Origin of the sequence: Shinella lacus (assembly GCF_010994755.1) — a bacterium.
Lineage (GTDB): Bacteria > Pseudomonadota > Alphaproteobacteria > Rhizobiales > Rhizobiaceae > Shinella > Shinella lacus.
Map to the genome: position 1 here is coordinate 55,968 of NZ_WHSB02000016.1, position 25,141 is coordinate 81,108.

28 protein-coding genes are annotated in these 25,141 nt (G+C 61.6%); 13 read left to right on the top strand and 15 right to left on the bottom strand.

The features are described from left to right. The first annotated feature begins 106 nt into the window (after window positions 1-106). The 4 genes from GB927_RS28310 to GB927_RS28325 all read left to right on the top strand — a co-directional run bounded on the left by GB927_RS28310 (window position 107) and on the right by GB927_RS28325 (window position 4,243). Window positions 107-2,176 carry an ATP-dependent helicase gene (locus tag GB927_RS28310; RefSeq protein WP_256120575.1) on the top strand — a complete coding sequence of 690 codons (2,070 nt, stop codon included), beginning with the start codon at window positions 107-109 and terminating at the stop codon, window positions 2,174-2,176. 3 nt (window positions 2,177-2,179) lie between these two features. Next, window positions 2,180-3,304 carry a DNA polymerase IV gene (gene dinB, locus GB927_RS28315; protein WP_256120576.1) on the top strand — a complete coding sequence of 375 codons (1,125 nt, stop codon included), beginning with the start codon at window positions 2,180-2,182 and terminating at the stop codon, window positions 3,302-3,304. 91 nt (window positions 3,305-3,395) lie between these two features. Continuing rightward, on the top strand, window positions 3,396-3,986 hold the full coding sequence (locus tag GB927_RS28320) for an SOS response-associated peptidase (protein ID WP_256120577.1): 591 nt from the start codon (window positions 3,396-3,398) through the stop codon (window positions 3,984-3,986). Continuing rightward, on the top strand, window positions 3,986-4,243 hold the full coding sequence (locus tag GB927_RS28325) for a hypothetical protein (protein WP_256120578.1): 258 nt from the start codon (window positions 3,986-3,988) through the stop codon (window positions 4,241-4,243). Before GB927_RS28320 ends, GB927_RS28325 begins: the two co-directional genes overlap by 1 nt. A gap of 114 nt (window positions 4,244-4,357) precedes the next feature. On the opposite strand, the gene GB927_RS28330 is transcribed toward GB927_RS28325, so the two are convergent. After that, window positions 4,358-4,609: a hypothetical protein gene (locus GB927_RS28330; protein WP_256120579.1), complete on the bottom strand. Its 252-nt coding sequence runs from the start codon at window positions 4,607-4,609 to the stop codon at window positions 4,358-4,360. Between the two features lie 180 nt (window positions 4,610-4,789). Between GB927_RS28330 and xth the strand changes: the two genes are divergently transcribed. Further along, window positions 4,790-5,572 (top strand): exodeoxyribonuclease III, encoded by a 783-nt coding sequence (gene xth, locus GB927_RS28335; protein ID WP_256120580.1) that lies wholly within the window; start codon window positions 4,790-4,792, stop codon window positions 5,570-5,572. Between the two features lie 2 nt (window positions 5,573-5,574). Here the strand turns inward: xth and GB927_RS28340 are convergent, their stop codons facing one another. Further along, a complete protein-coding gene (locus GB927_RS28340) occupies window positions 5,575-6,456 on the bottom strand; it encodes a hypothetical protein (RefSeq protein ID WP_256120581.1) in 882 nt (293 codons plus the stop codon). A 199-nt stretch (window positions 6,457-6,655) separates the two neighbouring features. Between GB927_RS28340 and ku (GB927_RS28345) the strand changes: the two genes are divergently transcribed. From ku (GB927_RS28345) to ligD (GB927_RS28355), 3 genes are read left to right on the top strand one after another with little or no spacing between them, the layout of a single operon-like run. Then, entirely contained in the window at window positions 6,656-7,561 is a 906-nt protein-coding gene (ku, locus tag GB927_RS28345) for a non-homologous end joining protein Ku (RefSeq protein ID WP_256120582.1), read from the top strand. An 11-nt stretch (window positions 7,562-7,572) separates the two neighbouring features. Next, window positions 7,573-8,382 carry a non-homologous end joining protein Ku gene (gene ku / locus GB927_RS28350; RefSeq protein ID WP_256120583.1) on the top strand — a complete coding sequence of 270 codons (810 nt, stop codon included), beginning with the start codon at window positions 7,573-7,575 and terminating at the stop codon, window positions 8,380-8,382. Between the two features lie 55 nt (window positions 8,383-8,437). Beyond that, complete coding sequence (gene ligD, locus GB927_RS28355; RefSeq protein WP_256120584.1) at window positions 8,438-9,490, top strand: non-homologous end-joining DNA ligase; 1,053 nt, start codon at window positions 8,438-8,440, stop codon at window positions 9,488-9,490. Here ligD (GB927_RS28355) and GB927_RS28360 read toward each other — a convergent pair whose 3' ends face one another. From GB927_RS28360 to GB927_RS28370, 3 genes are read right to left on the bottom strand one after another with little or no spacing between them, the layout of a single operon-like run. Continuing rightward, the gene (locus GB927_RS28360) at window positions 9,491-9,874 is read right to left on the bottom strand and encodes a DUF4112 domain-containing protein (RefSeq protein ID WP_256120585.1); all 384 of its coding nucleotides are present in this window, start codon (window positions 9,872-9,874) and stop codon (window positions 9,491-9,493) included. 37 nt (window positions 9,875-9,911) lie between these two features. Then, a complete protein-coding gene (ligD, locus tag GB927_RS28365) occupies window positions 9,912-12,551 on the bottom strand; it encodes a DNA ligase D (protein WP_256120586.1) in 2,640 nt (879 codons plus the stop codon). Window positions 12,552-12,559: 8 nt separating this feature from the next. Then, the gene (locus tag GB927_RS28370; protein WP_256120587.1) at window positions 12,560-12,928 is read right to left on the bottom strand and encodes a hypothetical protein; all 369 of its coding nucleotides are present in this window, start codon (window positions 12,926-12,928) and stop codon (window positions 12,560-12,562) included. 178 nt (window positions 12,929-13,106) lie between these two features. Here GB927_RS28370 and GB927_RS28375 point away from each other — a divergent pair, with 178 nt between their 5' ends. Further along, window positions 13,107-13,310: a cold-shock protein gene (locus GB927_RS28375; RefSeq protein WP_137901987.1), complete on the top strand. Its 204-nt coding sequence runs from the start codon at window positions 13,107-13,109 to the stop codon at window positions 13,308-13,310. A 17-nt stretch (window positions 13,311-13,327) separates the two neighbouring features. On the opposite strand, the gene GB927_RS28380 is transcribed toward GB927_RS28375, so the two are convergent. From GB927_RS28380 to GB927_RS28395, 4 genes are all read right to left on the bottom strand, one after another. Continuing rightward, complete coding sequence (locus GB927_RS28380; protein ID WP_256120588.1) at window positions 13,328-13,705, bottom strand: response regulator; 378 nt, start codon at window positions 13,703-13,705, stop codon at window positions 13,328-13,330. 7 nt (window positions 13,706-13,712) lie between these two features. Further along, window positions 13,713-14,693 (bottom strand): HWE histidine kinase domain-containing protein, encoded by a 981-nt coding sequence (locus GB927_RS28385; RefSeq protein ID WP_256120589.1) that lies wholly within the window; start codon window positions 14,691-14,693, stop codon window positions 13,713-13,715. Between the two features lie 70 nt (window positions 14,694-14,763). Next, a complete protein-coding gene (locus GB927_RS28390) occupies window positions 14,764-14,976 on the bottom strand; it encodes a hypothetical protein (protein WP_256120590.1) in 213 nt (70 codons plus the stop codon). A 317-nt stretch (window positions 14,977-15,293) separates the two neighbouring features. Then, entirely contained in the window at window positions 15,294-15,581 is a 288-nt protein-coding gene (locus tag GB927_RS28395; RefSeq protein ID WP_256120591.1) for an HU family DNA-binding protein, read from the bottom strand. A gap of 269 nt (window positions 15,582-15,850) precedes the next feature. Here GB927_RS28395 and GB927_RS28400 point away from each other — a divergent pair, with 269 nt between their 5' ends. The 3 genes from GB927_RS28400 (at window position 15,851) to GB927_RS28410 (ending at window position 18,178) form a co-directional block, all read left to right on the top strand. Further along, complete coding sequence (locus GB927_RS28400) at window positions 15,851-16,150, top strand: hypothetical protein (RefSeq protein ID WP_256120592.1); 300 nt, start codon at window positions 15,851-15,853, stop codon at window positions 16,148-16,150. Between the two features lie 242 nt (window positions 16,151-16,392). Further along, a complete protein-coding gene (locus tag GB927_RS28405; RefSeq protein WP_256120593.1) occupies window positions 16,393-17,952 on the top strand; it encodes a sensor domain-containing protein in 1,560 nt (519 codons plus the stop codon). A 97-nt stretch (window positions 17,953-18,049) separates the two neighbouring features. Then, a complete protein-coding gene (locus GB927_RS28410) occupies window positions 18,050-18,178 on the top strand; it encodes a hypothetical protein (RefSeq protein ID WP_256120594.1) in 129 nt (42 codons plus the stop codon). Between the two features lie 30 nt (window positions 18,179-18,208). On the opposite strand, the gene GB927_RS28415 is transcribed toward GB927_RS28410, so the two are convergent. From GB927_RS28415 to GB927_RS28425, 3 genes are all read right to left on the bottom strand, one after another. Then, window positions 18,209-19,087, bottom strand: coding sequence for an SDR family NAD(P)-dependent oxidoreductase (locus GB927_RS28415; RefSeq protein ID WP_256120595.1), 879 nt, complete (start codon window positions 19,085-19,087; stop codon window positions 18,209-18,211). A gap of 88 nt (window positions 19,088-19,175) precedes the next feature. After that, entirely contained in the window at window positions 19,176-20,141 is a 966-nt protein-coding gene (locus GB927_RS28420) for a YihY/virulence factor BrkB family protein (protein ID WP_256120596.1), read from the bottom strand. Window positions 20,142-20,264: 123 nt separating this feature from the next. Beyond that, window positions 20,265-20,642, bottom strand: a complete 378-nt coding sequence (locus GB927_RS28425; RefSeq protein ID WP_256120649.1) for a GFA family protein — start codon at window positions 20,640-20,642, stop codon at window positions 20,265-20,267. Between the two features lie 185 nt (window positions 20,643-20,827). Here GB927_RS28425 and GB927_RS28430 point away from each other — a divergent pair, with 185 nt between their 5' ends. Then, the gene (locus GB927_RS28430) at window positions 20,828-21,910 is read left to right on the top strand and encodes an HWE histidine kinase domain-containing protein (RefSeq protein ID WP_256120597.1); all 1,083 of its coding nucleotides are present in this window, start codon (window positions 20,828-20,830) and stop codon (window positions 21,908-21,910) included. A 326-nt stretch (window positions 21,911-22,236) separates the two neighbouring features. On the opposite strand, the gene GB927_RS28435 is transcribed toward GB927_RS28430, so the two are convergent. From GB927_RS28435 to GB927_RS28445, 3 genes are all read right to left on the bottom strand, one after another. Then, the gene (locus tag GB927_RS28435) at window positions 22,237-22,563 is read right to left on the bottom strand and encodes a hypothetical protein (RefSeq protein ID WP_256120598.1); all 327 of its coding nucleotides are present in this window, start codon (window positions 22,561-22,563) and stop codon (window positions 22,237-22,239) included. A 380-nt stretch (window positions 22,564-22,943) separates the two neighbouring features. Next, window positions 22,944-23,612 (bottom strand): transcriptional regulator, encoded by a 669-nt coding sequence (locus GB927_RS28440; RefSeq protein ID WP_256120599.1) that lies wholly within the window; start codon window positions 23,610-23,612, stop codon window positions 22,944-22,946. Window positions 23,613-23,953: 341 nt separating this feature from the next. Further along, the gene (locus tag GB927_RS28445) at window positions 23,954-25,141 is read right to left on the bottom strand and encodes an MFS transporter (RefSeq protein WP_256120600.1); all 1,188 of its coding nucleotides are present in this window, start codon (window positions 25,139-25,141) and stop codon (window positions 23,954-23,956) included.

Consider the following 25,141-nt stretch of genomic DNA (forward strand, 5'->3'; position numbering starts at 1 on the left):
GAAATTGTTCCTCGGCTAAGTCGTTGAAACGAATCCCTTAGCTGCATCAAGGAGATATCTGGTGATCGGAGGGGTAGGAAATTTTTCTTAGGCATGCTGGGGACAAATGGCGGCTACGCATCTCGAAAAACTCAACGACCGGCAACGCGAGGCCGTCGAACATGGCGTTGGTCTGCCCGACGGGAAGATCGGCGGCCCGCTGCTTATCATCGCCGGCGCGGGCTCCGGCAAGACCAACACCCTGGCGCATCGCGTCGCCCATCTGATCGTCAACGGCGCCGATCCGCGGCGCATTCTGCTGATGACGTTTTCCCGGCGAGCGGCTTCAGAAATGGCGCGCCGGGTGCAACGTATCTGCCGGCAGGTGCTGGGTGACAATGCCGCCGTCATGAGGGACGCTCTCGCATGGGCCGGCACGTTTCATGGTATCGGCGCCCGGCTCTTGCGGATGTATGCCGAGCAGATCGGTCTCAGCGTCGATTTCACCATCCACGACCGCGAGGACAGCGCCGACCTGATGAACCTCGTCCGGCATGACCTTGGCTTTTCCGCCAAGCAAAGCCGCTTCCCCACCAAGAGCACCTGCATTGCGATCTATTCCCGCGTGGTCAATTCCGAGGCTTCGATCAAGGATATCCTGAAGTCCTCGTATCCGTGGGTGCTGGAATGGGAAGAGGAGCTGAAGCAGCTCTTCGCCGCCTATGTTGAGGCGAAGCAGGCGCAGAACGTTCTGGATTACGACGACCTCTTGCTCTACTGGGCGCAGATGGTTTCCGAACCAGAGCTGGCCGAGGACGTCGGCAACCGTTTCGACCACATTCTCGTCGACGAATACCAGGACACCAATCGCCTGCAGGCGTCGATCTTGATGTCGCTGGCGCCCGGCGGCCGCGGGCTGACTGTCGTCGGCGACGACGCACAGTCGATCTATTCCTTCCGCGCCGCGACCATCCGCAACATCCTCGATTTCCCGAAGGAATTCTCGCCGAAGCCGGCCGATGTCATAACGCTCGACCGCAATTATCGCTCGACCCAGCCGATCCTGGCTGCGGCCAACGGTGTCATCGAATTGGCGCGGGAACGCTATACGAAAAATCTCTGGACCGATCGGGTCTCCGAGCAACGGCCCATGCTCGTCACAGTGAAGGACGAGATCGATCAGGCCGCCTATATCGTCGAGCAGGTGCTGGCCAACCGCGAGATCGGCATGACGCTGAAGCAGCAGGCGGTGCTCTTTCGAACATCGAGCCACAGCAATGCGCTGGAGATCGAGCTCACGCGGAGAAACATTCCCTTTGTCAAATTCGGCGGCCTCAAGTTCCTCGACGCCGCGCATGTCAAGGACATGCTGGCGGTCATGCGGTTCGCGCAGAACCCGCGCGACCGGGTTGCCGGGTTCCGGGTCTTGAAACTTCTACCTGGCATCGGGCCGAAGCTGGCCGGCAAGATCCTCGACACGATCGCGGTTGATCCCGAGCCGTTGCAGTCGCTCGCCGAAATCCCGGCGCCCGCCAAGACCGGCGACGACTGGCCCGCCTTTGTCACGCTGGTCACGGCGTTGCGAAAGGCCGAGGCCGGCTGGCCTGCTGAAATCGGCACGGTGCGGATGTGGTACGAGCCGCATCTCGACCGCATCCATGAGGATGCGGACACCCGCAAGGATGACCTGCTGCAGCTCGAACAGATTGCCGGCGGCTATGCGAGCCGCGAACGTTTTCTCACGGAATTGACCCTGGACCCGCCGGACGCCACCAGCGACCAGGCCGGCGTGCCGCTGCTCGATGAGGACTATCTGATCTTGAGCACGATCCATTCGGCCAAGGGCCAGGAATGGCGTGCCGTGTTCATGCTCAATGTCGTCGACGGCTGCATCCCGTCTGACCTTGGCACCGGCTCTACCCCTGAACTCGAGGAAGAACGCCGTCTGCTTTATGTCGGCATGACCCGGGCGCGCGACAACCTCACGCTGATCACGCTGCAGCGCTTCTTCACGCACGGCCAGAATGCCCAGGGCGACCGCCATGTCTATGCGTCGCGAACCCGCTTCATACCGGCCACGCTCTTGCAGTTCTTCGAAACGGCAAGCTGGCCAAAGATATCGGCCGCCGCCAACGAGCAGAGCAGTCGCCAGGTTCGCGTCGATATCGGTGCGCGAATGCGCTCGATGTGGAAATGAGCGATGCAGCCCATTATTTTGGCCGAGATAGAGGAGCATAAACCGGATCGCGAAGATCGGGTCCGGCGCATCATTCATGTGGACATGGATGCGTTTTATGCCTCCGTCGAACAACGCGATAATCCCGAACTGCGGGGCAAACCCGTTGCTGTGGGCGGCGCGGCCGCCCGCGGCGTCGTGGCGGCAGCAAGCTATGAGGCCCGTGTGTTCGGCGTGCGATCCGCTCTGCCATCGATCACCGCCAAGCGGCGCTGCCCGGATCTGATCTTCGTTTCACCCCGCTTCGATGTCTATCGAACCGTTTCATCGCAGATCCATGCAATCTTCGCCGAATACACTGATCTGATCGAGCCCCTGTCGCTCGACGAAGCCTATCTCGATGTCACCGACAACAAGCAGGGCATTGCGATCGCGACGGAGATCGCCACGAGGATCCGCGCCCGCATCAAGGATGTCACCGGGCTGAACGCCTCGGCCGGTATCTCGTATTGCAAGTTTCTGGCCAAGATGGCCTCCGACCTCAACAAGCCCAACGGCCAGGCGGTCATTACGCCCAAAAACGGGCCGGCTTTCGTCGAGGGGCTCGCCGTCAAGAGATTCCACGGCGTCGGGCCCGCGACTGCGGCCAAAATGGAGCGGCTCGGCATCCTGACGGGCGCCGATCTCAAGGCGAAGTCGCTTGCTTTCCTGCAGGAGCATTTCGGGAAGTCGGGCGCCTGGTATTACAATATCTCCCGAGGCATCGACGATCGACCGGTCCGCCCGGATCGGGAGCGCAAGTCGGTCGGCGCCGAGGATACCTTCATGACCGACCTCTTCGATCTGGATGCGGCTCGTGCGGAAATCTCCCCGCTCATCGACAAGGTCTGGCGGCATTGCGAGGCCAAGGACTTGCATGGCCGCTCCGTCACCCTGAAAGTGAAATATGCCGACTTCCAGATTATCACGCGGAGCAGGACCGAAGCCACCGCGTTCAGCTCGCCCGGCGAGATCGTGGCGACGGTCCAGACGCTCCTCGCCCCCCTGTTTCCGACGGCGAAAGGCATCCGCCTCCTCGGCGTGACCCTGTCCTCGTTTGGCGACGAAACCGCGAGCGGACCTGCCGATCAACTTCGGTTGGAGATTTAGGCTCACCCTCTTCTTGATCGTCGCATCGAAATCCTCAGCCGCCGCGCTAGATTATTGCGGAGCCAGAATTCGCGGAGCCGCCGGAGGGACCATGTGCAACGATTATAGGCTGATGGTCGAACTTGCCTCGGTCATCGAGGAATTCGAGCACCTCAAGATCAAGATCCGCTTCCCCGAGGGCAGGCCCAACATCGAAGCGCGCGAGGACATCAGGATCACCGACACGGCGCCCATCGTTCGCACAGCCGCTGGCGAGCGTGGGGTCGGCGAGTTGGTGCAGCGCCGATGGAGTTGGCCGAGCCCGACCAAGAAGCCGGTCTATAATTTCCGGTCGGAGGGCCGCGAGTTCAATTCGCACCGGGCCCTCGTCATTGCTGACGCCTTCTTCGAATTCACAACGCCAGAGGATCCGAAAAAGAAGCGGAAAAACAAATGGATGTTCCGGAAGGCCGGCGAGCCGATCTTCGCGATCGCCGGCATCTGGCGCGAGACGGAGGAGGTTGGCGAAGCCTTCACCATGCTCACGATGGAACCCGGTCCCGATATCGCACCCTACCACGACCGCCAGATCGTCATCCTCGAGCGCGAGGCATGGGCGGATTGGCTAGATCCCTCCGTTTCCGCCAAGACGCTGATCAAGCCGCTGCCGGCCGGCTCCCTTTCCGCGGAGCAGGTGGGCTGATGCGCTTCTCCTTCCCGCATAGTCACGCCTTTCCCGGCGGCGAGGTCCGGGTCGAGGATGCCGAGGCTGCAGAAGGCATGTGCGTGGTCGAGTTCGGCGACGGCATCGCCATGATTGGAGAATGGCATCCGGACGGCGACGACATTCAGCTTTCTGTCCCGGCCTATCGCACCGCCCGCGGTACGGATGTCGATGCGCGCCGCTGGCGGCTGGTCATGGACAAGGCTGGATCCTGGCGCTCGCGGCGATCCGCATGACCGCCCCTCGCGCGAGCCTTCCCGAAATGACGAAGGGCGCTCGACCCTTTCGGGGAGCGCCCTTCCGACCCGGACGACTGCGAACGCGCGACGGATATCGTCGCTGCAGACAGTTCATCGATGACGGGCAGTGAGCGATAGATGGGGAAAGGCATCCGGGAAATCAAGGCCGTCGGGATTGCCGGTCGCCTGCAGCGGTGCATCGAGGCACGCATCGCAGATACCGCAGCCGTCATCGTCCATCGCCTGACCTGCCTGCCCGCAACAGATGCAGGCAGCCGCAGGGCGGGCAGCGTCGTCGCACCGGTGCGGCAGCATGATCTCGGCGGCGGGGTCAAAAAGGGTATCGATGGGAATTGTCTTCATCGCGGTCGTCTCCAACGATCTTGAGCACAGATAGGAGCGCTCAAAATCTTTGCAATGGCAGGGAAAGACGCCCAGAGCGATCAAGTTGCCGCACACGTCCCTGGAGCTTCAAAGCGCGGGGAACCTTTGTAATTCCGGGACGGTTTTCCCTCGAACCATCGCCCCGCCCGGAGCAGCTTCGTGAAACTCGCCACCTACAACGTCAACGGCATCAACGGCCGGCTTCCAGTCCTTCTGCGATGGCTGGAAGAAGACGCGCCCGACATCGTCTGCCTGCAGGAACTCAAATCGCCGGACGAGCGCTTTCCCCGGCGCGAACTTCAGCGAATGGGATACGAGGCCGTCTGGCATGGACAGAAAAGTTGGAACGGTGTCGCGATCCTCGCCAGGGATGCAACCCCCATCCTGACGCGCCGCGGCCTGCCTGGCGATGCCGACGACAGCCACAGCCGCTATATCGAGGCCGCCGTCGACGGCATCCTGGTCGGCTGCCTCTACCTGCCGAACGGCAATCCGGCGCCCGGTCCCAAATTCGACTACAAGCTGCGCTGGTTCGAGCGGCTCCGCACCTATGCGGCCGATCTGCTGGCGCTCGATCTTCCCGTCGCGCTGATCGGGGATTTCAATGTCATGCCGACGGAACTCGACGTCTATGCGCCGGAGCGCTGGCGCGACGACGCATTGTTCCGCCCCGAGGTCAGGTCAGCCTATGCGGACCTTCTCACCCAGGGCTGGACCGACGCCGTCCGTCAGCTGCATCCGAAGGAACGCATCTACACCTTCTGGAAATACTGGCGACACTCCTTCGAACGTGACGCGGGCCTGCGCATCGACCATCTTCTCCTCAGCCCGGCGCTGGCACCCTGGCTTCGGAAGGCGAGCGTGCGGCGTGGTCCACGAGGCTGGGAGCACACCAGCGACCACGCACCCGTCATGATCGAGATAGAGCCACCATCGGATTGAGGTCAGGCGGAAGTGCGTCGGGTCGCCCGACGCTCGCGCGCCCTCGCCGTTCGACGCGCCTCGCGCAACTCCTCAAGGGTCGGTAGCCACCAGCCCCGCCGACGTTCTTGTTCTCCCGGTTCGACCTTCGACGGCCAGGTGTGGACAAGCTCGTCCAGCGAAGGCGTCTGCCAAACTCCCCAGACGTAATCCTCGGAGAGATCAGGATAGAGGTCGGCGATGTCTTCGCGCTCGACCACTTCGCCGGTGATATCGCTGACGACGACAATCCCGTACGATGTCGTCGCAATCGGTCGGTCCAACGGAGGCAGATCGTCGGCGGGAAGCGGGATGCGCCGGCGCTTGCGTTCGGTCGTCCGGAGCCGGGACGTCCTCTCCTCGTCCGTCCCTTTACGCGCCTCGGCGCGCTTGCGCCGTTCTTCAGGCTCGCACCGCTTTGCTTCCGTCTCGATGACCTGCCAGCGATCAACGAGATGCTCATAGGAGGCGAAAGGCACCCGCCAGACCTTGTTGTCGCCGTCCCAACGGGCGAACGGCACCTGGCGGATTTCCTCGACCAGCTTGCGCGAATATGGCGTCTTGATGCGAAACCCTTCTCTGTCAACGCCGAGATAGGGGCTGAGGATCGGCTCGAACGCGAAGGCATCCCTGCCCTTCGCATCGGCATAGGGATCGACACGGGACTCTTCCCTTGCCATCCAGCGATCGATGCGCCGCCGCGCGGTCTTTCCGGGGACGAGCCACGCCTTCCGTCGGTCGCTCCAGCGGGCGCGTGGAAAGGTTTCGCGAAACCGCTGCACCGTCATCCGATCGAACGGAAACGAGACGGCGGCGCGCTCGTCGTTCTCCATGGCGTCCTGGCCAATGTCGTCGCCGTCGACCATCCCATTGTCTTTCAGTTGCGGTTCTCAAGAAACGCACGCCAACTCGAAAAGATGCAGTGAATCAAAGGCATGATCGAGACTCGCAAAAAGCGAGGCGACGATCGCCTAAGTTATTGATTTCCGATTCTTTTCGACTCGGAACAAATTCGCAAGTGATTCGCTTGACTCGCTTTGGTTGCGTCGAGTCGGGAGTATCGAGATGGCCGGTCATCGTGCCCAATGGAAGGGTTTCATCAAGTTCGGCGAGGTCAGTTGTGGGGTTGGCCTCTACACGGCCGCCAGCACGTCCGAGCGCATCTCGTTCCACACGATCAACAAAAAGACCGGCAATCGCGTCAACCGCGTCTTCATCGACAGCGACACCGGCAAGGAGGTCGAGCGCGAGGACCAGACCAAGGGCTTCGAGATCGAGAACGGCCAGTACATCATGATCGATCCCGAAGAGGTCGCAGCGACCATTCCGGACAGCAACAAGACGCTGACGATTGAGGCCTTCATCCCCTGCTCCGATGTCGATGACGTCTATTTCGACAAGCCCTACTATCTCGTGCCGACTGACCGTGTTTCGTCGGACGCCTTCACCGCGCTCAGGGACGCCATGGAGAAGTCGAAGGTCGCCGCGGTCGCCCGCACGGTGTTGTTCCGGCGCATGCGCACCGTCCTGATCCGCACGCATGGCAAAGGCCTGATCGCCACGACCATGCAATACGACTATGAGGTTCGCTCCTCGGAAAAGGCATTCGAGGAGATACCGAAGCTGCGCATCAAGGGCGAAATGCTGGATCTCGCCAAGCACATCATCGCCACCAAGAAGGGCACCTTCGATCCGGCGGCGTTCGACGATCGATACGAGACTGCCGTCGCTGAACTGGTGAAGACCAAGATCGAGGGCAAGGCTCTGCCGAAGCGCAAGGAAGTCAAGGTGTCCAAGCCCGACGATCTGCTGGCTGCCTTGCGCGAAAGTGCCAGGATGCTGAAGGCCGATGACGACACGCCGAAGCGTTCCGCCGCCAATGCCAACAAGGGCGTCGGCCGCAAGCCGGCGGCGCGCGCCACCGCGTCGAAGGCGCGCAGCCCGGCGGCCGCACAGCGCAAAGCCGGTTGAGGAGATAGATCATGGCACCCCGCCCCTATTGGAAAGGCTATCTAAAGCTCTCACTCGTCACATGCCCCGTCTCAATGTCGCCGGCGACGTCGGAGAGCGACAAGGTCCGGTTTCACACCTTGAACCGGGAGACCGGCAACCGCGTCGTCTCGCAATATGTCGACGCCGTCACGCGCAAGCCGGTGAAGGATGAGGACGAGGTGAAGGGTTATGCCCGCGGCGAGAACGACTATGTCCTGCTCACCGACGACGAGCTGGATGCGGTGGCGCTCGACACGGTGAAGACGATCGACATCGACACGTTCGTGCCGCGCGACAGCATCGAATGGATCTATCTGGAAAAGCCGCATTATCTCGTGCCCGACGATCCGGTCGGACACGAAGCTTTCGCCGTCATCCGCGACGCCATGGCGTCGGACAAGGTCTTTGGCGTGTCACGTCTGGTCATCGGCCGGCGCGAGCGAGCCGTCGTGCTCGAGCCGCGCGGCGAAGGCATCGTGCTCTGGTCATTGCGCTTCGGCGACGAGGTGCGGCCGGAGGAATCCTATTTCGAGGATATCGACGGAAAGTCCGATCCCGACCTCGTTCCTCTCGTCCAGAAGTTCATCAAGCAGCACACGAAGACCTGGTCGCGGGACATGGTCTCCGATCCCGTTCAGGATGCGCTGCTCGACATCATCGCCAAAAAGAAGAAGGCGCTGAAGCCGTCGAGGAAAGGCAAGGCCAAAGGTGAAGACCGGCCGTCGGGCGGCAACGTCATCGATATCATGGACGCGTTGCGCAAGAGCCTCGCCGGCGAAAAAGGCAAGCGCGCCTCCTGAAATCGTCACATGGTTCGCCTATGTTTGTTTCCTCTCGCACGCGTGATGGACCTCCATGAAAGTGAAGCGACGATCGGCCATCCCCCTGCTCGATGACTCCGGCACGGCGCTCCAGTCGCGCCCGGTGCGCAAACGCAATCCCACGCAGCCGAGCCTGCCGTTCGATCCGATGCCCGAGCGCGTCGAGCCATGCCTCGCCCTTCTCCGGCCGGCGCCGCCGGAAGGACCGGACTGGCTGTTCGAAAACAAATGGGATGGCTATCGCCTGGCGATCCACATCGAGCCGAAGGGGGTGCGGATCATCACGCGGGGCGGCCATGACTGGACCCACCGATTTCCGACCATCGCCGAAGCCGCGAAGAAGCTCGGCGTTGGGACCGCCATTCTCGACGGCGAGGCCGTGGTCCTCAACAAGAAAGGTCACGCGGATTTCGGGGCATTGCAGCGTTCGCTTGGCGGGCGCGGCGGCAAGCGCGCTTCGACAGAAGCCGGTTTCTTCGCCTTCGACCTTCTTTATTTCGACGGCCACGATCTTACCAAGACGGAGCTCGACGTCCGGCGGCATCTCCTCTCGGATTTCCTCAACGGCGCCACGGGCGCTGTGCAGCTGTCGGAAGAAGCCGACGGCGCCGGGCTGCTCGCGAAGGCCTGCATGATGGGTCTCGAAGGCATCATCGCCAAGCACCGCGACCGACCCTATCGGTCCGGCCGAACCGGTGACTGGATCAAGATCAAGTGCATCCAGAGCGAAAGCTTCATGATCGTCGGCTATGAGCAATCCGCAGTGGCGCGCAGCGGTATCGGCAGCCTGCTGCTTGCCGCGCGCAGGGGCGATGCCTGGGTGTCGGTCGGCTCGGTCGGAACGGGGTTCAAGGCAAAGGACGCCGAATATCTGCGCAAGACGCTCGACAAGCTGAAGACGAAAAAGCCAGTCGTTCCGATCAAGGGCAAGAATTATGTGTTCGCCCTACCGACGCTCATCGCCGAGATCGAGTTCCGCGGCTGGACGGACGACGGCAATCTGCGCCACGCCTCCTATAAGGGCCTGCGCGAAGTCCAGGACAATGCCGCTGTCTTCGACATGGAAACAATGGCCGCCGGCAAGTGACTATCGTCGCCGGTCAAGGTCGGTATGGTCGAGACCGAAGTGATCCAGCACGAGTTGCAGATTGCGGCGGTTGGACTTGAAATAGACGTCGAAGACGTCGCCCAGCACCGGCACGCTGCCCGCGACCGTATCAAAACCGACATTGACCAGCATCTTGACGAGCCTGTCGTTCGGCACGCCAAGACGGCGAGCCTCGTTGACGATGACGAGGCTGACGGCGGCGGCCGCGAAATCGCCGATGCCCGGGATCAGGCCAAGCATAGAGTCCGCCCCTAGCGATATCCGCGTTCCGGGAACACGAAGCGCGGTATCCATCAGCCGCGCCAGTCCACGAATTCGTCGGAGGCGCGCCAGGTGCTCGATGGGGAGATCGTGTTTCTTCATTCTTCCTATGTGGTCTCGACGCTCACCCATTCAAAGGTCATGCGGCCGCCTTGTGCTTGCCGAGCCGCTTGATCGCCTGTTCCAGCGGGCGCTGGCCATCGCAGTAGTCCTCCCAGGCAGTCGACTTCGCCAGCAGCGCCGGCACAGTGCGGATCGTGAACCGCTTCGGGTCGAGGTCGGATTTGACCTGTGTCCAGGTAAGCGGCATCGAGACGGTGGCGCCCGGCCGCGCCCGCGGCGAGAGAGGCGCGACTGCGGTCGCCATGCGGTCGTTGCGCAGATAGTCGAGGAAGATGCGGCCTTCCCGCAGGCTCTTGGTCATCTTGATGAGATAGGCATCGGGATTGTCACGCGCCATCTCCTGGCAGACGTCGTGGGCAAAGCCCTTGGCCTCGGCCCAGGAGAGCGGCTTGCGGGCATTGACGGCAAGCGGCGTCACGACATGCAGGCCCTTGCCGCCGGTCGTCTTGCAGAAACTGATGAGGCCGAGGTCGTCGAGCCGATCACGCATCTCGCGCGCGGCGGCAACGACGGCCGAGAAGGGCACATCCGGACCGGGGTCGAGGTCGAACACCAGCCGTCCCGGCACTTCGGGTTTCCCCGGTTCGCAGTTCCACGGATGTAGCTCGATGCCACCAATCTGGGCGATGGCGACGAGACCCTCGACACGATCGACCTGCAGGTAGGGCCTCTTGTCACCGAAGACCTTGACCAGTTCCAATAGGTTCGACGTACCGGGCATGGCGTGGCGCTGGAAGAACTGTTCTCCACCGATGCCATCCGGCGCGCGGATGATCGAACACGGCCGGCCCTTTACATGCTCGATGAGCCAGGCGCCGACCGCTTCGTGATATTGGGCCAGCTCCTCTTTGGTCACGGGCTTGCCGTCGCCGGCGTCCGGCCACAACGGCTTGTCCGGATTGGAGATGAGCACGCCCATAACCTCCGCCTTTGCACCCTTCCGGCGCGCGGGCTTCACCTTTGCGGCCACGGCCGGCTCTGGTGTCTCGGTCTTTGCCGGCGAGGCGGGCTTATCGGCTTCGACCTCGGCGGCCGGCTTATCCTCCCGCAGGCCCTTGAACGCGGCCTGGCGGACCAGACCGTCCGCGGTCCAGCCGGCGAATTCGATTTCGGCGACCAGCTCGGGTTTGAGCCAGACGACCTCCCTCTCCTTCTTGGGCGCGCCGATACCGGTGAACGGGGATTTCTCAGCCTCGACTGCTTTGAGCTTCGGCAGCAGCGTCTCGAGCTTCTTGGCCCCATAGCCCGTGCCGACACGGCCGACATAGACAAAATGCTCGCTCCTGTTAACGCCGACCAGCAGCGATCGAAACTTGCCGTTCGTCTTGGCATAGCCGCCGATCACGACCTCGTGCCCTGCCCGACATTTCGATTTCGCCCAGGTATCGGTGCGGCCGGACCGATAAGGCGCGTCTGCCTGTTTTGAGACGATGCCTTCCAGGGAAAGCTTGCAGGCGGAGCGAAGCACCGCGTCACCGCCCGTCTCGAAATGCTCGACAAAGCGCAGATGCGGATCCTCGGTGGCGTCGGCAAGCAGCTCCTGCAGCCGAGCTTTCCGGTCGACCAAAGGCTTGTCGCGAAGGTCTTCCCCACGATCGAACAGGAGGTCGAATGCGAAATAGACCAGGTTGCCGGTGTTGCGCTCCGACAGCGCCGCCTGCAACGCGGCGAAATCCGGGGCGCCGTTATCATCGAGCGCGCAGATCTCGCCGTCGATGATGCAATCTGGAAGCGACGCGGCGGCCTCGGCGATCTCCGGGTACTTGGCGGTCCAATCTAAGCCCTTGCGGGTTTTGAGCGTCACCTCGTCATTAGCGACCCGCATCTGAATTCGATAGCCGTCGAACTTGATCTCGTGCAGCCAGTTCTCGCCGGCCGGCGGGCGTTCGAGCGTTTCGCACAGCTGCGGCGGGATGAAGTCCGGCAGGTCTGCGGCCGTCGATGTCGCTACATCCTTGCGGGCATTCTTCTTGCGCTCGTCAGCTGCAAGGCCGTGCTTGCTGTCCCAGACCGCGTCCACCTCGACGTCGCCGCTGGCCGTCATGAACGGTTTCGGCTTTCGCCCCTTGCCGCCGGCGATCTGCTGCATCGTCCGGGCAGATGCGACGGAGGTCATGTTCTCGTCCAGGATGGCCGCGCCGTTCTCATCGACGGAATGCTCGTCGTGGTGCTTGATCAGCAGCCAGTTGGTCCGTTTGCCGCCGTCGCGATCATTGCGCATCCTCACCAGAACGAAGCTGCCTTGCAGGCGCTTGCCATGCAGCACGAACTTGAAGTCGCCCTTCTTCAAGGCTTCTTTTGGGGATTTGTTGCCCTCGGGTTCCCAATAGCCGCGATCCCACAGCATGACCGTACCGCCGCCATATTGGCCCTTCGGGATCGTGCCTTCGAAGTCGCCATAGTCGAGCGGGTGATCCTCGACCTCGACCGCCAGCCGCTTGTCATGCGGATCGAGCGATGGTCCCTTGGTCACCGCCCAGGATTTGAAAACCCCGTCGAGTTCGAGGCGAAGGTCGTAGTGCAGGCGTGTGGCGTCGTGCTTCTGGATGATAAAGCGCAGCCGGTTCGAGGATTTGACGGCCGCCGAGCCACTCGGCTCCTGCGTCTGCTTGAAATCCCGCTTCTTCTTGTAGGTCGAAAGCTTGTCAGCCGCCATGACCGACCTCACCAGATTCTGCGGTCGATCTGCGAGGCGATCATCGGCACGGCGGCTGCGCCGGGCGCGCCAAGACGGAGACGCTGCACGAGCCGGCCGAGGAGATAGGTCGTGGCGGCCGTGGCCAAAACCCTGAGCCACGGGTGTATGTCGCCTCGCGAACGCCGCGCACCCATGCCGTCGGTCTGCTTTCGGATCGAGGTCAGCCGAGCGTGCAGATCGGCGACTTCTCGCCGAAGGGCCTCGATCTGCTGCTGGGCTGATGGACGTTCGTTCCCCACGCCTGGATCCTCCGCAGGGCTCTCCTCCTCCAACTCAGTGAGATGTTCACGCAGCTGGGCCGGGCTGTCGAAGCCCTTCGCTCGTATATCGGTCATTGCGTTTGTCTCCCGCGACGTCGATGCCTACGGAAACCCGAAATCCCGCCGGGCGCCGACATGAAAACACACCTGCACGATGGTTGTTCCGCGCGGTCATCGGCAGCGTGGTTGCGATCGAGATCGGCGACGAATATGGTCGGCGCGGCGCTTCCGCCGTTCAGTTTATGAGGGTTACATGGCAACCGGCACGGTCAAGTTTTTCAATCAGGACAAGGGTTTTGGCTTCATTACGCCGGACAATGGCGGGCAGGATGTCTTCGTCCACGTTTCGGCCGTGCTTTCAGGCGGACCGCTTCGCGACGGCGCGAAGGTCAGTTACGAGATCGGCCAGGACCGCAAAACCGGAAAGTCAAAAGCGGAAGACGTTCGGGCAATCTGATAAGGCTGCAGGGCCGTTCAGCTTAGCAAACGCTGGATTTCGCCGATCATCAGCCGCATGTTCGTTGGCTTGCCAAGATTGGTGACGCCCTGGAAGAAGCCGGTTTCGGTAAGCTCCCGTCCCTCGGCGGACGCCAGGACGAAGGGCACGCCCTGCGATCTCAGTAACACGGCCACCGGCGTCACCTTTCCATCCCTCAAGGTGACGTCGAGGACCGCGGCGTCCGGCTGATCTCGATGAAGGAGTTCCAAGGCGTCCTCGATGCTTCCGACCGGTCCCAGAACCTCGAAGCCGTCGGTCGTGAGCGCTCGCTCGATCTCCATGGCGATGAAGATTTCATCCTCGACAACAAGGATGCGCGCTGGGGGTCGATTGCGTCCGTCGTCGGAAGACATGCGCATCCTATATCGGCAGTTTGATGATGGCGGTTAAACCGCGCGGATCGAACCTTTGTTCCGCCGAACCGCCGAGATGCTTCGCCGTCGCGGTGATCAGCTCCGTGCCGTATCCGCGACGGGTCGGCTGTCGCACCGTGGGCCCGTTTTCTTCGCGCCATTCGGTGACCAGCATGGTTCGATCGCCGTCACCCTCTTCGATCCGCCATGACAGCCGAACGCGCCCGTCGGGCACCGAAAGCGCGCCGTATTTGAGCGCGTTCGTCGCCAACTCGTGGAACATCATGCTGACCGGGACGACCTTCGGTGACGGAAGAGTGGCGGATGGGCCTGCTTCGATGTGGATGCGGTTGCCACCGGTGGCGGCAACCGCGGCGTCGAGAAGCGAACCAAACTCCGCACTCGTTTCTCCGGGCGCGATCTCCTGCGCCCGCAAGGCGACGTCGATGCGCCCCAGAAAGGCGTCGCGATACTCCTGCGCCGTGTAACCCTCGGTCTGCGTCTGCATGGCGAGGGCCCGGATCACCGAGAACAGGTTCTTCATGCGATGGCGGGTTTCGGCAAGAATGATATCGCTCTCCGCCCGCTCCCGGTTGCTCTCGGTGACGTCCTCGAAAAGGACAAGAATGCTGGTGCTGTTGTTATCGGGATGGACGAGGCGCCTTGCATCGACGAGGAATGTGCGCTGTCCGATCGTAGGAAAATCATGCGTGACCTCGTAGCCGACGACGGCCGCCGTCTTCGGAATGATTTCCGCGATCAGCTTGCGCAGGTCAGCGATGTCCCACTGGCCGTTGCCAAGCGAAAACAGGCTGTGACCGAGAATATCGTCCCGGTCCACCTTGAACGCATCGATAAAGGCGTTGTTGGCATTGGTGACGCAAAACCCCTGGTCAAGCACGACGAGCGGCTGTGTCAGCGTATCGACAATCCCTTGCGCCTGGACATGACCGGCGCGCAGCAGGCGGTATAAATCTTCAAGGACCATCGTTCGCCTTCCTGCGACCGTTTAAGGGGACCGCCGAACGGACGATATGACCGGGCGGGAACATCGACTGCTACACTTCCATATTATCCCAGCCGAGCGCGGTCGCCAGATAGCCCAGGGAAAAGGCACTCCCTACGCCATAGGTGAACAGCAAGGCTTCCAAGGGACCGAGCGTCGCGCCAAATGGCGGTGGTTCGACCTGAAGGATGGCTACGGCGCTGCCGACGCCAAGCACAAAGCCGATAAAAAGGCGGCTCAGCATGTAGCGGACGAGCGCTGGCATTGGTCGGGCTCCGGGTTGAGAATGCTGAACGACTCCAACGCCGGCGAAGTTCCGCCATAGGCTCGCTTCCCCCTCGGATTGTCCCCGATATCGGGACCTGCTTAGAGTGCAGCAAACCTCTCGCCCCCTGAAGGCAAGGCCGACCTATGACGGGGCCGACTACATCGACCGCATCGGCAACCTCCATCAAGTGCAGCCGGTGAGTTCTCTGCCATGCCGCCTGCGAGCTCAGGAACACCTACGCCGCCAGGTTTCCATCGGAATGGCCCGCCACGACCTGGATCAAGACGTCAAGAACGGCGGCGCCGAGCGCTTTGCTATGTCCGCTCTTTGTTGAGCGCGTCCTTGAGGGATTTAGCCGGTGTGAACGTCATCTTTTTCGCCGCCGCGACATTGATCGTAGCCCCGGTTGCCGGATTGCGCGCCTCGCGCGCCGGCGTATCCTTCACCTTGAATTTGCCGAAACCCGGGAGCGAAGTTTCCACGCCGGCGACGGCCGCTGCGGTAATCTGCGCGAACACCGCCTCCACGATCACCTTGCTCTGTGCCTTGCTCAATCCATGATCGCCAGCGATCTTGTCGGCAATTTCGTTGGTTGTTGTCATCGTCACTCTCCTCGTTGAATGATCGATAGTCTCTCCGCTTCTCGCGGCTGTCATCTGGTGGGCGCTCCGGAAATACAACGAGCGGCGCTTGTCCACAGAGTAGAGCGACCAAAAGCGCCATAGGGAGCGGCGAGGCCATCGAAATGATTGACTTCGGCCCTTGCCGCCCCAGATCAACTGCGTTCTTCCGACTCAAACGGTTGGACAGGGGAGACCTTTGCAGCCCCCGCTGCTTTGGGTCTCCCCATAGAATTCAGGCAGGAAACGAAATGCCCCTCATCAGCAAATCAGGTGCCTCGGCGCCGAGGGAACTCGGGCTGTTCTGGCCGATGGAGACACCCGAGGGAATGACGCTCGACGTCTATATCTATGCCAGCACGTTGCAAGCGTTCGATACCGAACCTGTCGGCCCTGTCGGATTGCTCAAGCGTCATCGTTCGCTACTTGAGGCCGTCGCGAGCGATAAATACGATAGGGAGGGCACGACCAGCGATGGCACACTCCATATCACCGCCGATGACCTGACGACCGATCACGAAAGTCTCGAAATGACGACCGATGAGACGTAGGGTCGGCCCCGCGCCGTTCATTTGACGTCATCCATCAGCCCTTCACCGCTGGCGCAGTTCTCGGCTTGCCCGGTCCATGGCAGCTTCGCACTATCCAATCTGCTAGATCAGCATTTTCGCGAGGCTCCGCGCAAAGCACCGCGCGAAGAACGATACAATGCGCGGTAGAACGTCTTCTTTACCATCAAAGGCTAATGTTTCGCAGTTGTGTCCCTCGAAAGACTGTCTGGTTCGGAGCAAGAATGCTTGGTGCAGAGTTAGAAGCATCTCTTGAAGCATGTCCGACCACGGCCATTGTCGTCGATGTCACAGGAACGATTGTGTTCGCCAATGCCGCAGCCTATCGGCTGTTTCGACCTCAGCGCGATCTTTGTGGCTTGCCGATCAAGCAATTCCTCCCTGACTGGTCCCTGCCGGCTCAAGGGACGCAATCCCGCATCGTTGATGGTCTCGGCAACGAAAAGCTGGCGCATGTGAAGATCGCAAGCTGGTCGGCAGTCTCGGGGACGATGAGCACTGTCTTCGTCGAGATAGAATCTGAACGGAATCTGCCGGACACGAGCGAGGCGGAAAATCGCCTGCGCCACATCATCGAGATATTGCCGCAAGCCGTGTGTGTCTTCGACGCCGAGGACCGGTTCGTGCTTTGGAACCGGAAGTATGCTGAGCTTTACAGCGACATTGCGGCTCATCTTCAGCCAGGTGTTCCGTTCGAAGAGATCTTGAGGATCAGCCTGGCCGGTGACGACATGCAGGAGCTCATCGAGGACAAGGAGACATGGCTTCGCGAACGAATGGAGAAGTTTCGGCGCCCGGTCTCGCAGGAGGAGCAGCAGCTTCGCGACGGGCGATGGCTTCGGCATGACGACCGCCGCACGCCGGACGGTGGCGCCATCGGCATGCGCATCGATATCACCGGATTGAAGCAGCGCGAGGAATGGCTTCGCCAACTGTTTGACGCCAACCCGATGCCGATGATGCTGTGCGACGGCGAAAGCCTCGCCATCCTGCAGGCCAATCAAGCCGCCTGCGACTTCTATGGGTATGACAGAGGGGAGCTGCTTTCAAAAGAAGCCGGCGACATGCATGCGCAAGAGGAGGCGCAACGGTTCAACGCGGCGGTTCATGATCTCAGCAAGGATTGCGATGCCCGCACCGTCTGGCGCCAACACGCGGCCGACGGCAGCGAGCGTCATGTTCTGATTTATGTCCGGCTTCTCCACGAAGGCGCCAGACGCCGGCTTTTGCTGACCATCGCGGATGTCAGCGATCGAGTTGCTGCGGAGGCTGAAGCCAATCGTCTTGCCCACCACGATGTTCTGACGGGCCTGCCCAACCGGATGCAGTTCTACAAGGCACTGAGCGCAGCCCTCAAATCAAACGACGGGGAAGGTGTTTTCGTTCTTTGCCTCGATCTCGATGGCTTCAAGCCGGTCAACGACACCTTCGGCCACGCTGCAGGCGATGCAGTGCTCAAGATGACGGCGGATCGCCTACGAGCCGTCGGGCAAGATCACATCATCGCACGACTGGGCGGCGACGAATTCGCCATTCTGATGATCGGGGACCACCAACAGGCTGTCGATCTGGCGAGACGCTGTGTTGCAGCCTTCGACGCTCCCTTCCCTGTTCGGGGCATGGCCATCAGGATTGGCGTGAGCATCGGCCTCGCCGCCTCAACCGCGGGCGGCGTTGACGCCGACAAGCTTGTTCAAAAGGCCGATCGCGCTCTCTATCGCGCCAAGGCGAAGGGCCGGAACACATGGACCATCGCTTCAACGCGACGTCAGAAGACCGGCTGAGATGCCCCGAGATATTGGTAAAGCGCAGGCCTGTGAGAAATAGTCCATGGACTCCGGGCGGTGCGAGTGCTTCATTCCTCGTCCCGGAGGATAAAGAATGGCGTATGAATGGGATGCGGGCCGTGCCCGGCGGGCGCAGTTGCTCAAGATGGCATCGATGCTGGCATTGACCGCATCGGCGGTCAGCGTGCCGATCATGCTGTTGCTGACGGCATCGCCGCTCTGAAAATCTGAAACCGCGGCCTAGCGCGGCTCGTCAACTTTGGATGTTAGCGCTGTCCCCGCCCGTGATCGAATAGGTGCCGCCGGACGCCATGCGGGCTTCGTCCGAGGCGAGGAACACCACCATCGGCGCGACGTCGCGCGGGTCGATCATCGGCGCACCAAGCGGCGATTTCTTGGCCAACCCCTCCATGGCGGTTCTCTCGTCCTTCGCCTCATCGCCGGTCGGTTCGCCGCCCGCAACCTCGATCGCCTGCGCATAGCGATCCTCGTGGCGGGTCAACGCCGTGTCGATGAGGCCGGGAATGAGGGCGTTGACGGTGATGCCGTATTCGCCGAGTTCCATGGCAGCTGACTTCATCAGCCCAATGATGCCCCACTTCGAGGCCGAATAGGCCGCACCGTTCTTGGTTCCGTGCTGACCCTGCGTCGAGGACGTCACGATGATCGATCCGCCGCCGCGCCGTGCCATTGCCGGCGCGAAGGCGCGGATGGCGTTGGCCGTGCCGGTCAGGTTGACGTCGATCTGATCGTGCCAGTCGGCATCTTCCATGTCGAGGATGGGCTTGAACGCCTGGATGCCTGCATTGGCGAAGAGGATGTCGATACGGCCGAATTCCTGCTCGATGTCCGCGGCGGCATCGCGAAGAGCGGCAAGTTCGCGCTGATCCAGCCGGTAGGCCGTCCATCGGCTGCCGAGCGCAATGACCTCCCGGCCGGTCTGCTCAAGGTCGGCCTCGCTTGCCGGCGCATAGTCCAGCGTCGCGCTCACCGGGCCGGCGATATCGATGCCTACGATATCTGCTCCGGCAGCAGCCAGCGCGGTGGCGGCGGCACGCCCGATGCCCCGCGCCGCGCCTGTCACGACCGCCACCTTGCCCGTCAAATCGAAGGGTCGCTTTCTGTCGGTCATCCGAAGTTCTCCTCTGCTGCCTGCCTTCGCCCCGCCATGCATCTTTGTGCTTCAGCGGCGTCGGCGCTGGTGAACGCGGGTGCGGACGTCACGCATCTGCACCGATCGTGTCGGCCATGTAGGCTCCCCTACGGCCCATTTCTTCAGGTGGTCCGGTCGTGCTGTCGCGTGCCGTCTGGTGTTCGAGTTCAGCGTTCAGTTCCGCGCCCAGGATGACGATGATGACGGAGATCCAGACCCACACCATGAAGCCGATCGACGCGCCGAGTGCGCCATAGGTCGCGTTGTAGTCCGCGATGTGACCGAGATAGAAGGTGATCGCGAGCGCCGCGACAAGCCACGCGCCGGTTGAGAAGAGCGCACCCCAGCTGAGCCAGCGTAGCTTCGCCGGTTCCCGGCTTGGCCCTAACCGGTAGAGCGACATGATCGCCACAGCGATCAGCGCCAGCAGCAGCGGCCAACGCGCCACGCGGATGATCAGCTCCGTCCAGCGGCCGAGCCAGAGATAATCGAGGATTGCCGGAACGATCCCTGCCAGGGTGATGATCAGCACCACCAGCACCAGACCGGCGAAGGTGAACGAGAAGGAGGTCAGGTTCAGCCGGATAAAGCCCCGTTTCTCGGTCTCGCCATAGGCGACGTTCATCGCCTCGAACAGCGCCTTCATGCCGGCATTGGCCGACCAGAGTGCGATCGCCAGACTGCCGAGCAAAGTCAGAGAAAGGCTTGCTTGCGGCGCGGATGTGAGGCTGCGCAACTGGCCAAGGATCAGCTCGAATGCCTGTTCCGGCATCGCCGAACCGAAGAAGCTAAGACGGTCGACGACCGAGGATGGATCGGCGACGAGCCCATAGAGCGACACGAACACGCTGATCGCCGGGAAAATAGACAGGAGCAGATAGAAGGTGACTCCCGCCGCGATGAGCAGGATGCGATCGGTAGCCAGGCTGTCATAGAGACGCCACGCCACATCCCGAAGACCAAGCGCCGGAATCTCGCCTGGCGAGTCGGCGCGGCGGCCTTTCGGATCCGAAGTTGCAGCAAATCCCTCCATGCCTCTCCCCTCTCCCTGTCGCCACGCAGCAACAATGCATGGACGCGAAAGGAGTTCAGTCGGTTTGTGAAAGATGGCACGCCAGCCGTTCGCGGACGACTGACAGCGACCTGAGCGCCTCATTTACGGGGTTTGAACCGTGACCCAGGAATGGCGATGGACGTCATAGACGCTTCGCGTGGGTTCAAGCCCCTCCTTATCCTCGAAGCATCCGAAGGCGATTGCCGTCACGCCCGGCCGGAATGCGGGCTTCCAGAAGACGGTCGATCCGCAAGCCGGGCAGAAGTGGAATTCAACGGGTTGCCCGCTGTCGCCTATTCGGGAGAACATGGCCGAGGGCCCGACGATCTCGGTCACCTCCGAGGCAAAGAAGACCGCGATGCCGAAAGCCGAGCCGGTGCGCCGCTGGCATTCGTGGCAGTGGCAGACGGAGATCTTTCCGGGCTTCCCTAGCGCGACGATGGTGAGCGCGCCGCAGGAACACATGGCTTTGCGTTCCATCATGCTCTTCTCCAGATGTTCATCGTGATTGAATCATCGCAGTTGCAAAGGCCTTGAAGAACCCCATGTTATCGAATGCTTGTTGAAGACGATTGCCGTAGCATGGAATGGCATCAATATCCGTGAAAACCATAAGGGGTGTCGAATTGCTTGAGTCCGTGCATTTCCTCGATGGCGGGGGAAGTATGGCCGACGCCATCCGGGCATACGACTGGTCTTCGACCGCTCTTGGCCCCCTCGAACACTGGCCTTCCTCACTCAAGATCGGCGTCGGCATGATGCTAAGTTCGAAGTTTCCCAAGTGCATCGTCTGGGGACCGGAGCTCATCACTATCCATAACGACGCGTTTCTTCCCATCCTTGGCGAGAAACCGCCCGCGCTCGGCAGGCCGTTCAGCGAGGTGTGGCATGAGGCTTGGGACGAAATAGGATCGATTGCCCAGCGAGCATTCGCTGGCGAGGCGACGTTCATCGAGGACTTCCCGCTCGTGATCAATCGGCACGGCTATCCCGAGAAGGCGCATTTTACCTTTTGCTACAGCCCGATCCGCGACGAAGCCGGTGTCGTGCGCGGGATGATCGACACGGTGATCGAGACGACCGGCACGGTCGAGGCTCGACGGCAGGCAAGCCTGCTCAACGGTGAGCTCGAACATCGTATCAAAAACACGCTTGCGGTGGTCGCAGCGATCGTCAGCCAGACCCTGCGAGGAGACGAGACCGATCCCGCGGCGCGATCGATCCTGCTGGAACGGATTCAGGCGCTCGCCCAGGCGCAATCCTTGCTCACCCGCGCCAGCGCAACCGAAGCCAGTGTTGTCGATGTCGTGCTAGAGGCCACCGCGCCATTCCGGACGTCGGAGGGGCGGTTTCACATCGGCGGTCCTCCGATCATGCTATCGTCCAAACAGTCGTTGAGCCTCAGCCTGGCACTGCACGAACTGGCGACGAACGCAGTGAAGTATGGGGCCCTTTCGAACGCGGCGGGAAAAGTGCGTATCGAATGGGTGGCGGGCCGGCCGGACACCGAAGATGCGTTCGTGTTTCGCTGGATCGAAGAGGATGGACCAGTGGTCCGGACCCCGGCACGTCAAGGGTTCGGTTCACGGATCATCCAAATGGTTCTGCCGCACGATTTCGGCGGCGAGGCCGTGCTTTCACACGATCCGCTGGGCATTCGGTTCGAGTTGCGTGCCAACATGTGTCAGATCGGCGGTGAGCAGCCTTCGAGCGACCATCACAGTCAGCCTGCGTCGGAAAAGTCGTAGTTTCCAGTGCTTGCCATCAGCGGCGGGCGCACGGTTTGTCTCCACGGAATCAAACTTCACGTAAAGGCAAAATCGCTACGCTCATTCCGAACACCACGGTAGCGTAGTGCCTCGATGAACACCTGAAGGCCGTCGAGGCATGGCGGCGGCTGGGATAATAGAGGTGACAGGTGGACAGCGGCGGCGTCCATTCCCCCGCACCCGCGCCAGTCGCCTGCTCTACAGAAGGGGCTCCAACTGGTCCAGCGGCAGATAGGCAAGACCTAGCCCGGCAACAGCCGTATCCAGTAGGAGATCGATGGTGTGAAGATCAGCGGCCCCTCGCATCACTTCGGCTCAAAGCGCCTGAGCATCTGCCTCAATTGATCATTCTGAAGCCGGAGCTTTCCAGCCAATTGAAACCGTAGTTCACGGATCTCGCTGTCCAGCGCACGCACAGGATCTGGTTCATTTGCCACTGAACGCTCCGTCAAAGCGTTTGCCCGCCCAACCTCCTCGGTATGGATCGATATTTCCGCCGTGGTCTTCCTTCGGGTCGTCGTTGGAGCCTTACCCTGCTGATTTCGACGTTCGGCACCGGCGATGACCACATCGCGATCGGGAGCCAAGACGGTGTTTTCCTCGGTCAGCGTCGCGCCTGGCACTTCTGCCATCGTTGACGGTGTTGGTTCCTGACGATCACCAGCGTCGTCGTCGCTAGGCTGCAACGGAGCTGAGGACCTCGTCTCAGGCGTGAGTTCGCTTCCTCTCGCTGGTTCAGTGAAGGAATTGGCTCCAGGAACCTCAGTCTCCTCGAGGCTCTCGATGAGACCGGTTTGTCCTACCTCATGCTGATCCGCGGACTTTCCCCAAGATAGCAATCCGGTGAGAAGTCTCCAGGGCGACTTTACCATCGCTTTTCAACTCCCATCTTGTCGAATGCTGTGGCAACCAACCGGGCGACGGAGACGGTGATGCTCGTCGTCAGCGGTCGAACAACGTCGCGCGGAACAGGAGGATCGACTTGGCAGCCGGCCAATCCCCCGTTTTCAGATCAGTCAAGACCGAGCCGTTTGCGAAGATCTGCATTCTCGGTACGGAGTTTTTCCGCAAGCAGCTTCCGCAGGCGCTGGTTTTCCTGCTCGAGCTGAAGCAGGTCCTCCATCTCGTCACCAGCGGCTGTGATCGGCGCGACGGCCTGCGGAGCGGGTTCGACTGTCGACTCGATAGCAGCCTTGGCTTTGCGTCCGCCTCGACGGGTCGATGGCTTCACCTCTGCTACGGCGCTCTTGCTGCCCCTCTTCGCGCGTGCTTTTTTTACTGCAGGCGCTTCCACCAAAGCGTCAGAAGTTACCGCTTCCGGCGCGGTCTTTTTGGCTCGCGGGCCGCGCTTCTTGGGCTCGAGCGCATTCGGCAAAGCAGTTTCGGATTCCGTGGACGCCTGTTCGGTCACGCTCGTTTCGTCGGCCATCTGTTCCTCCAGTACCAAGGTTGGTGTTGTCTTTTGCCGTAGATCGCTTGCTGACGCGGGCGCGGGCGGCACCTCGTGTATCGCCGCATCTGAGACGACGCTCAGCCCCTCAGCCCGAGGTGTTTCCGCCTGGCCATCGTATTCGGCGAACTGGCGCAAATCGACATTGCCCCAGATCGAGTTGGATTGCGTCGGAGGCTTTCGACGCGCGCCCTTGTACTCAACGACAAAGTTCTTTTGTAATTTTTTCAAATGTTCGAGGCTCCGAGTGCACTCATTTGGTTACGCGCAAAGAGACATGTCTCGAACAAAAATGCAATTGCAGCCCTACCGGGCATTCCGATATGTCCGCCGATGAACCTCCCACCTTTGTCGTCGTCGACGAGCGCGACGGCATAGCGTCGCCGTCGGCCATGGAACGGCGTGTGGCGGCCCTTCGAAAGGCCGGTACGGAGGTCGAGTACCGGAGATACGAGAATCTAAGCCATGGTTTCGGGACGGGGCCGGCACGATCGCCGAAGGATGGATCGCTGATGCCATTCGGTTCTGGGAGAAGTTCATCAAGAATGGCAGCGCACGGTAGACGAAGATAGTCAGAAGCGAGCACGCGACGTCAGAGCTGCAAGTGCCGCTGCTAGCACCAGCAGCATTGCGCTGGCGGCGAAGGTCATTCGATAGCCGCTGAAATCGAACAGGACGCCGCCGAAGACCGCGCCGAGGGTGATCGCAAGCTGGATGACGGCCACCATCAGCCCGCCGCCTGCTTCGGCGTCGTGTGGAAGCGACCGTGCTAGCCAGGTCCACCAGCTGACGGGCGCGGCCGTGCCGATCAGCCCCCACACGCCCAGCGCGCCGGCCGTAACAGGGAGGCTGTGGCCGAAGACGATCAGTATGACGGCGATAACGGCCATGAGGATCGGGATGACGATCAGCGTCCGGTTTGGTCCGTCCTTGAGAAACCCGCCGATCAGGCTGGTGCCGACAACGCCGGCCACACCGATGCCGAGCAGGACCAGAGACAATGTCGATACATCGACCTGGGTGCCGGTCTCCAGGAATGGCCGCACATAGGTGAACAGTGCGAACTGCCCCATGAAGAACAGGCCGACCGCCGCCATGCCGAGGGCAATGAGCGGGCGCTTCAGCAGCGCGAAGACAGTGTTAGATCGCGCCCCCGGCTGCGCCTTCATCGTTGGCAGGCTGACCATCTGCCAGAGGAAGACGATGATGGCGACCGGGACGACCGCGAAGAAAGCACCGCGCCAACCCACGACCGAGCCGAGGAACGCGCCGAGCGGCGGGGCGATGACCGTCGCCAGCGCGTTGCCGCCATTGAAGATCGCAAGCGCCCTTGGAATATGGTTCTCCGGCACCAGCCGCATCGCGGTGGCAGCCGACATCGACCAAAAGCCTCCAATGACGACGCCGATCAGCGCCCGGCCAACCATGAACAGCCAGTAGTTCGGGGCAAGAGCCACAATCGTCCCCGATACGGCCATGACGCCGGTCAGCACCAGCAGCAAAATCTTGCGATCGAGCCGGCCGGCGAGTGCGGAGGTGACCAGGCTGGTCATGACGGCAAACGCACCGGAAATGGCGATTGCCTGCCCTGCCTGTCCCTCGCTGACATCCAGCTCGGCGGCGATCGGCGTCAGCAGGCTGACGGGCATGAATTCCGAAGCGATGAGCGCGAAGACGCAAAGCGACATCGCAAACACGCCGCCCCAATGAGCCGGACGTTCGTCGGTTTCAAGCGTCACGGTCGAAACATGAGAGGACAT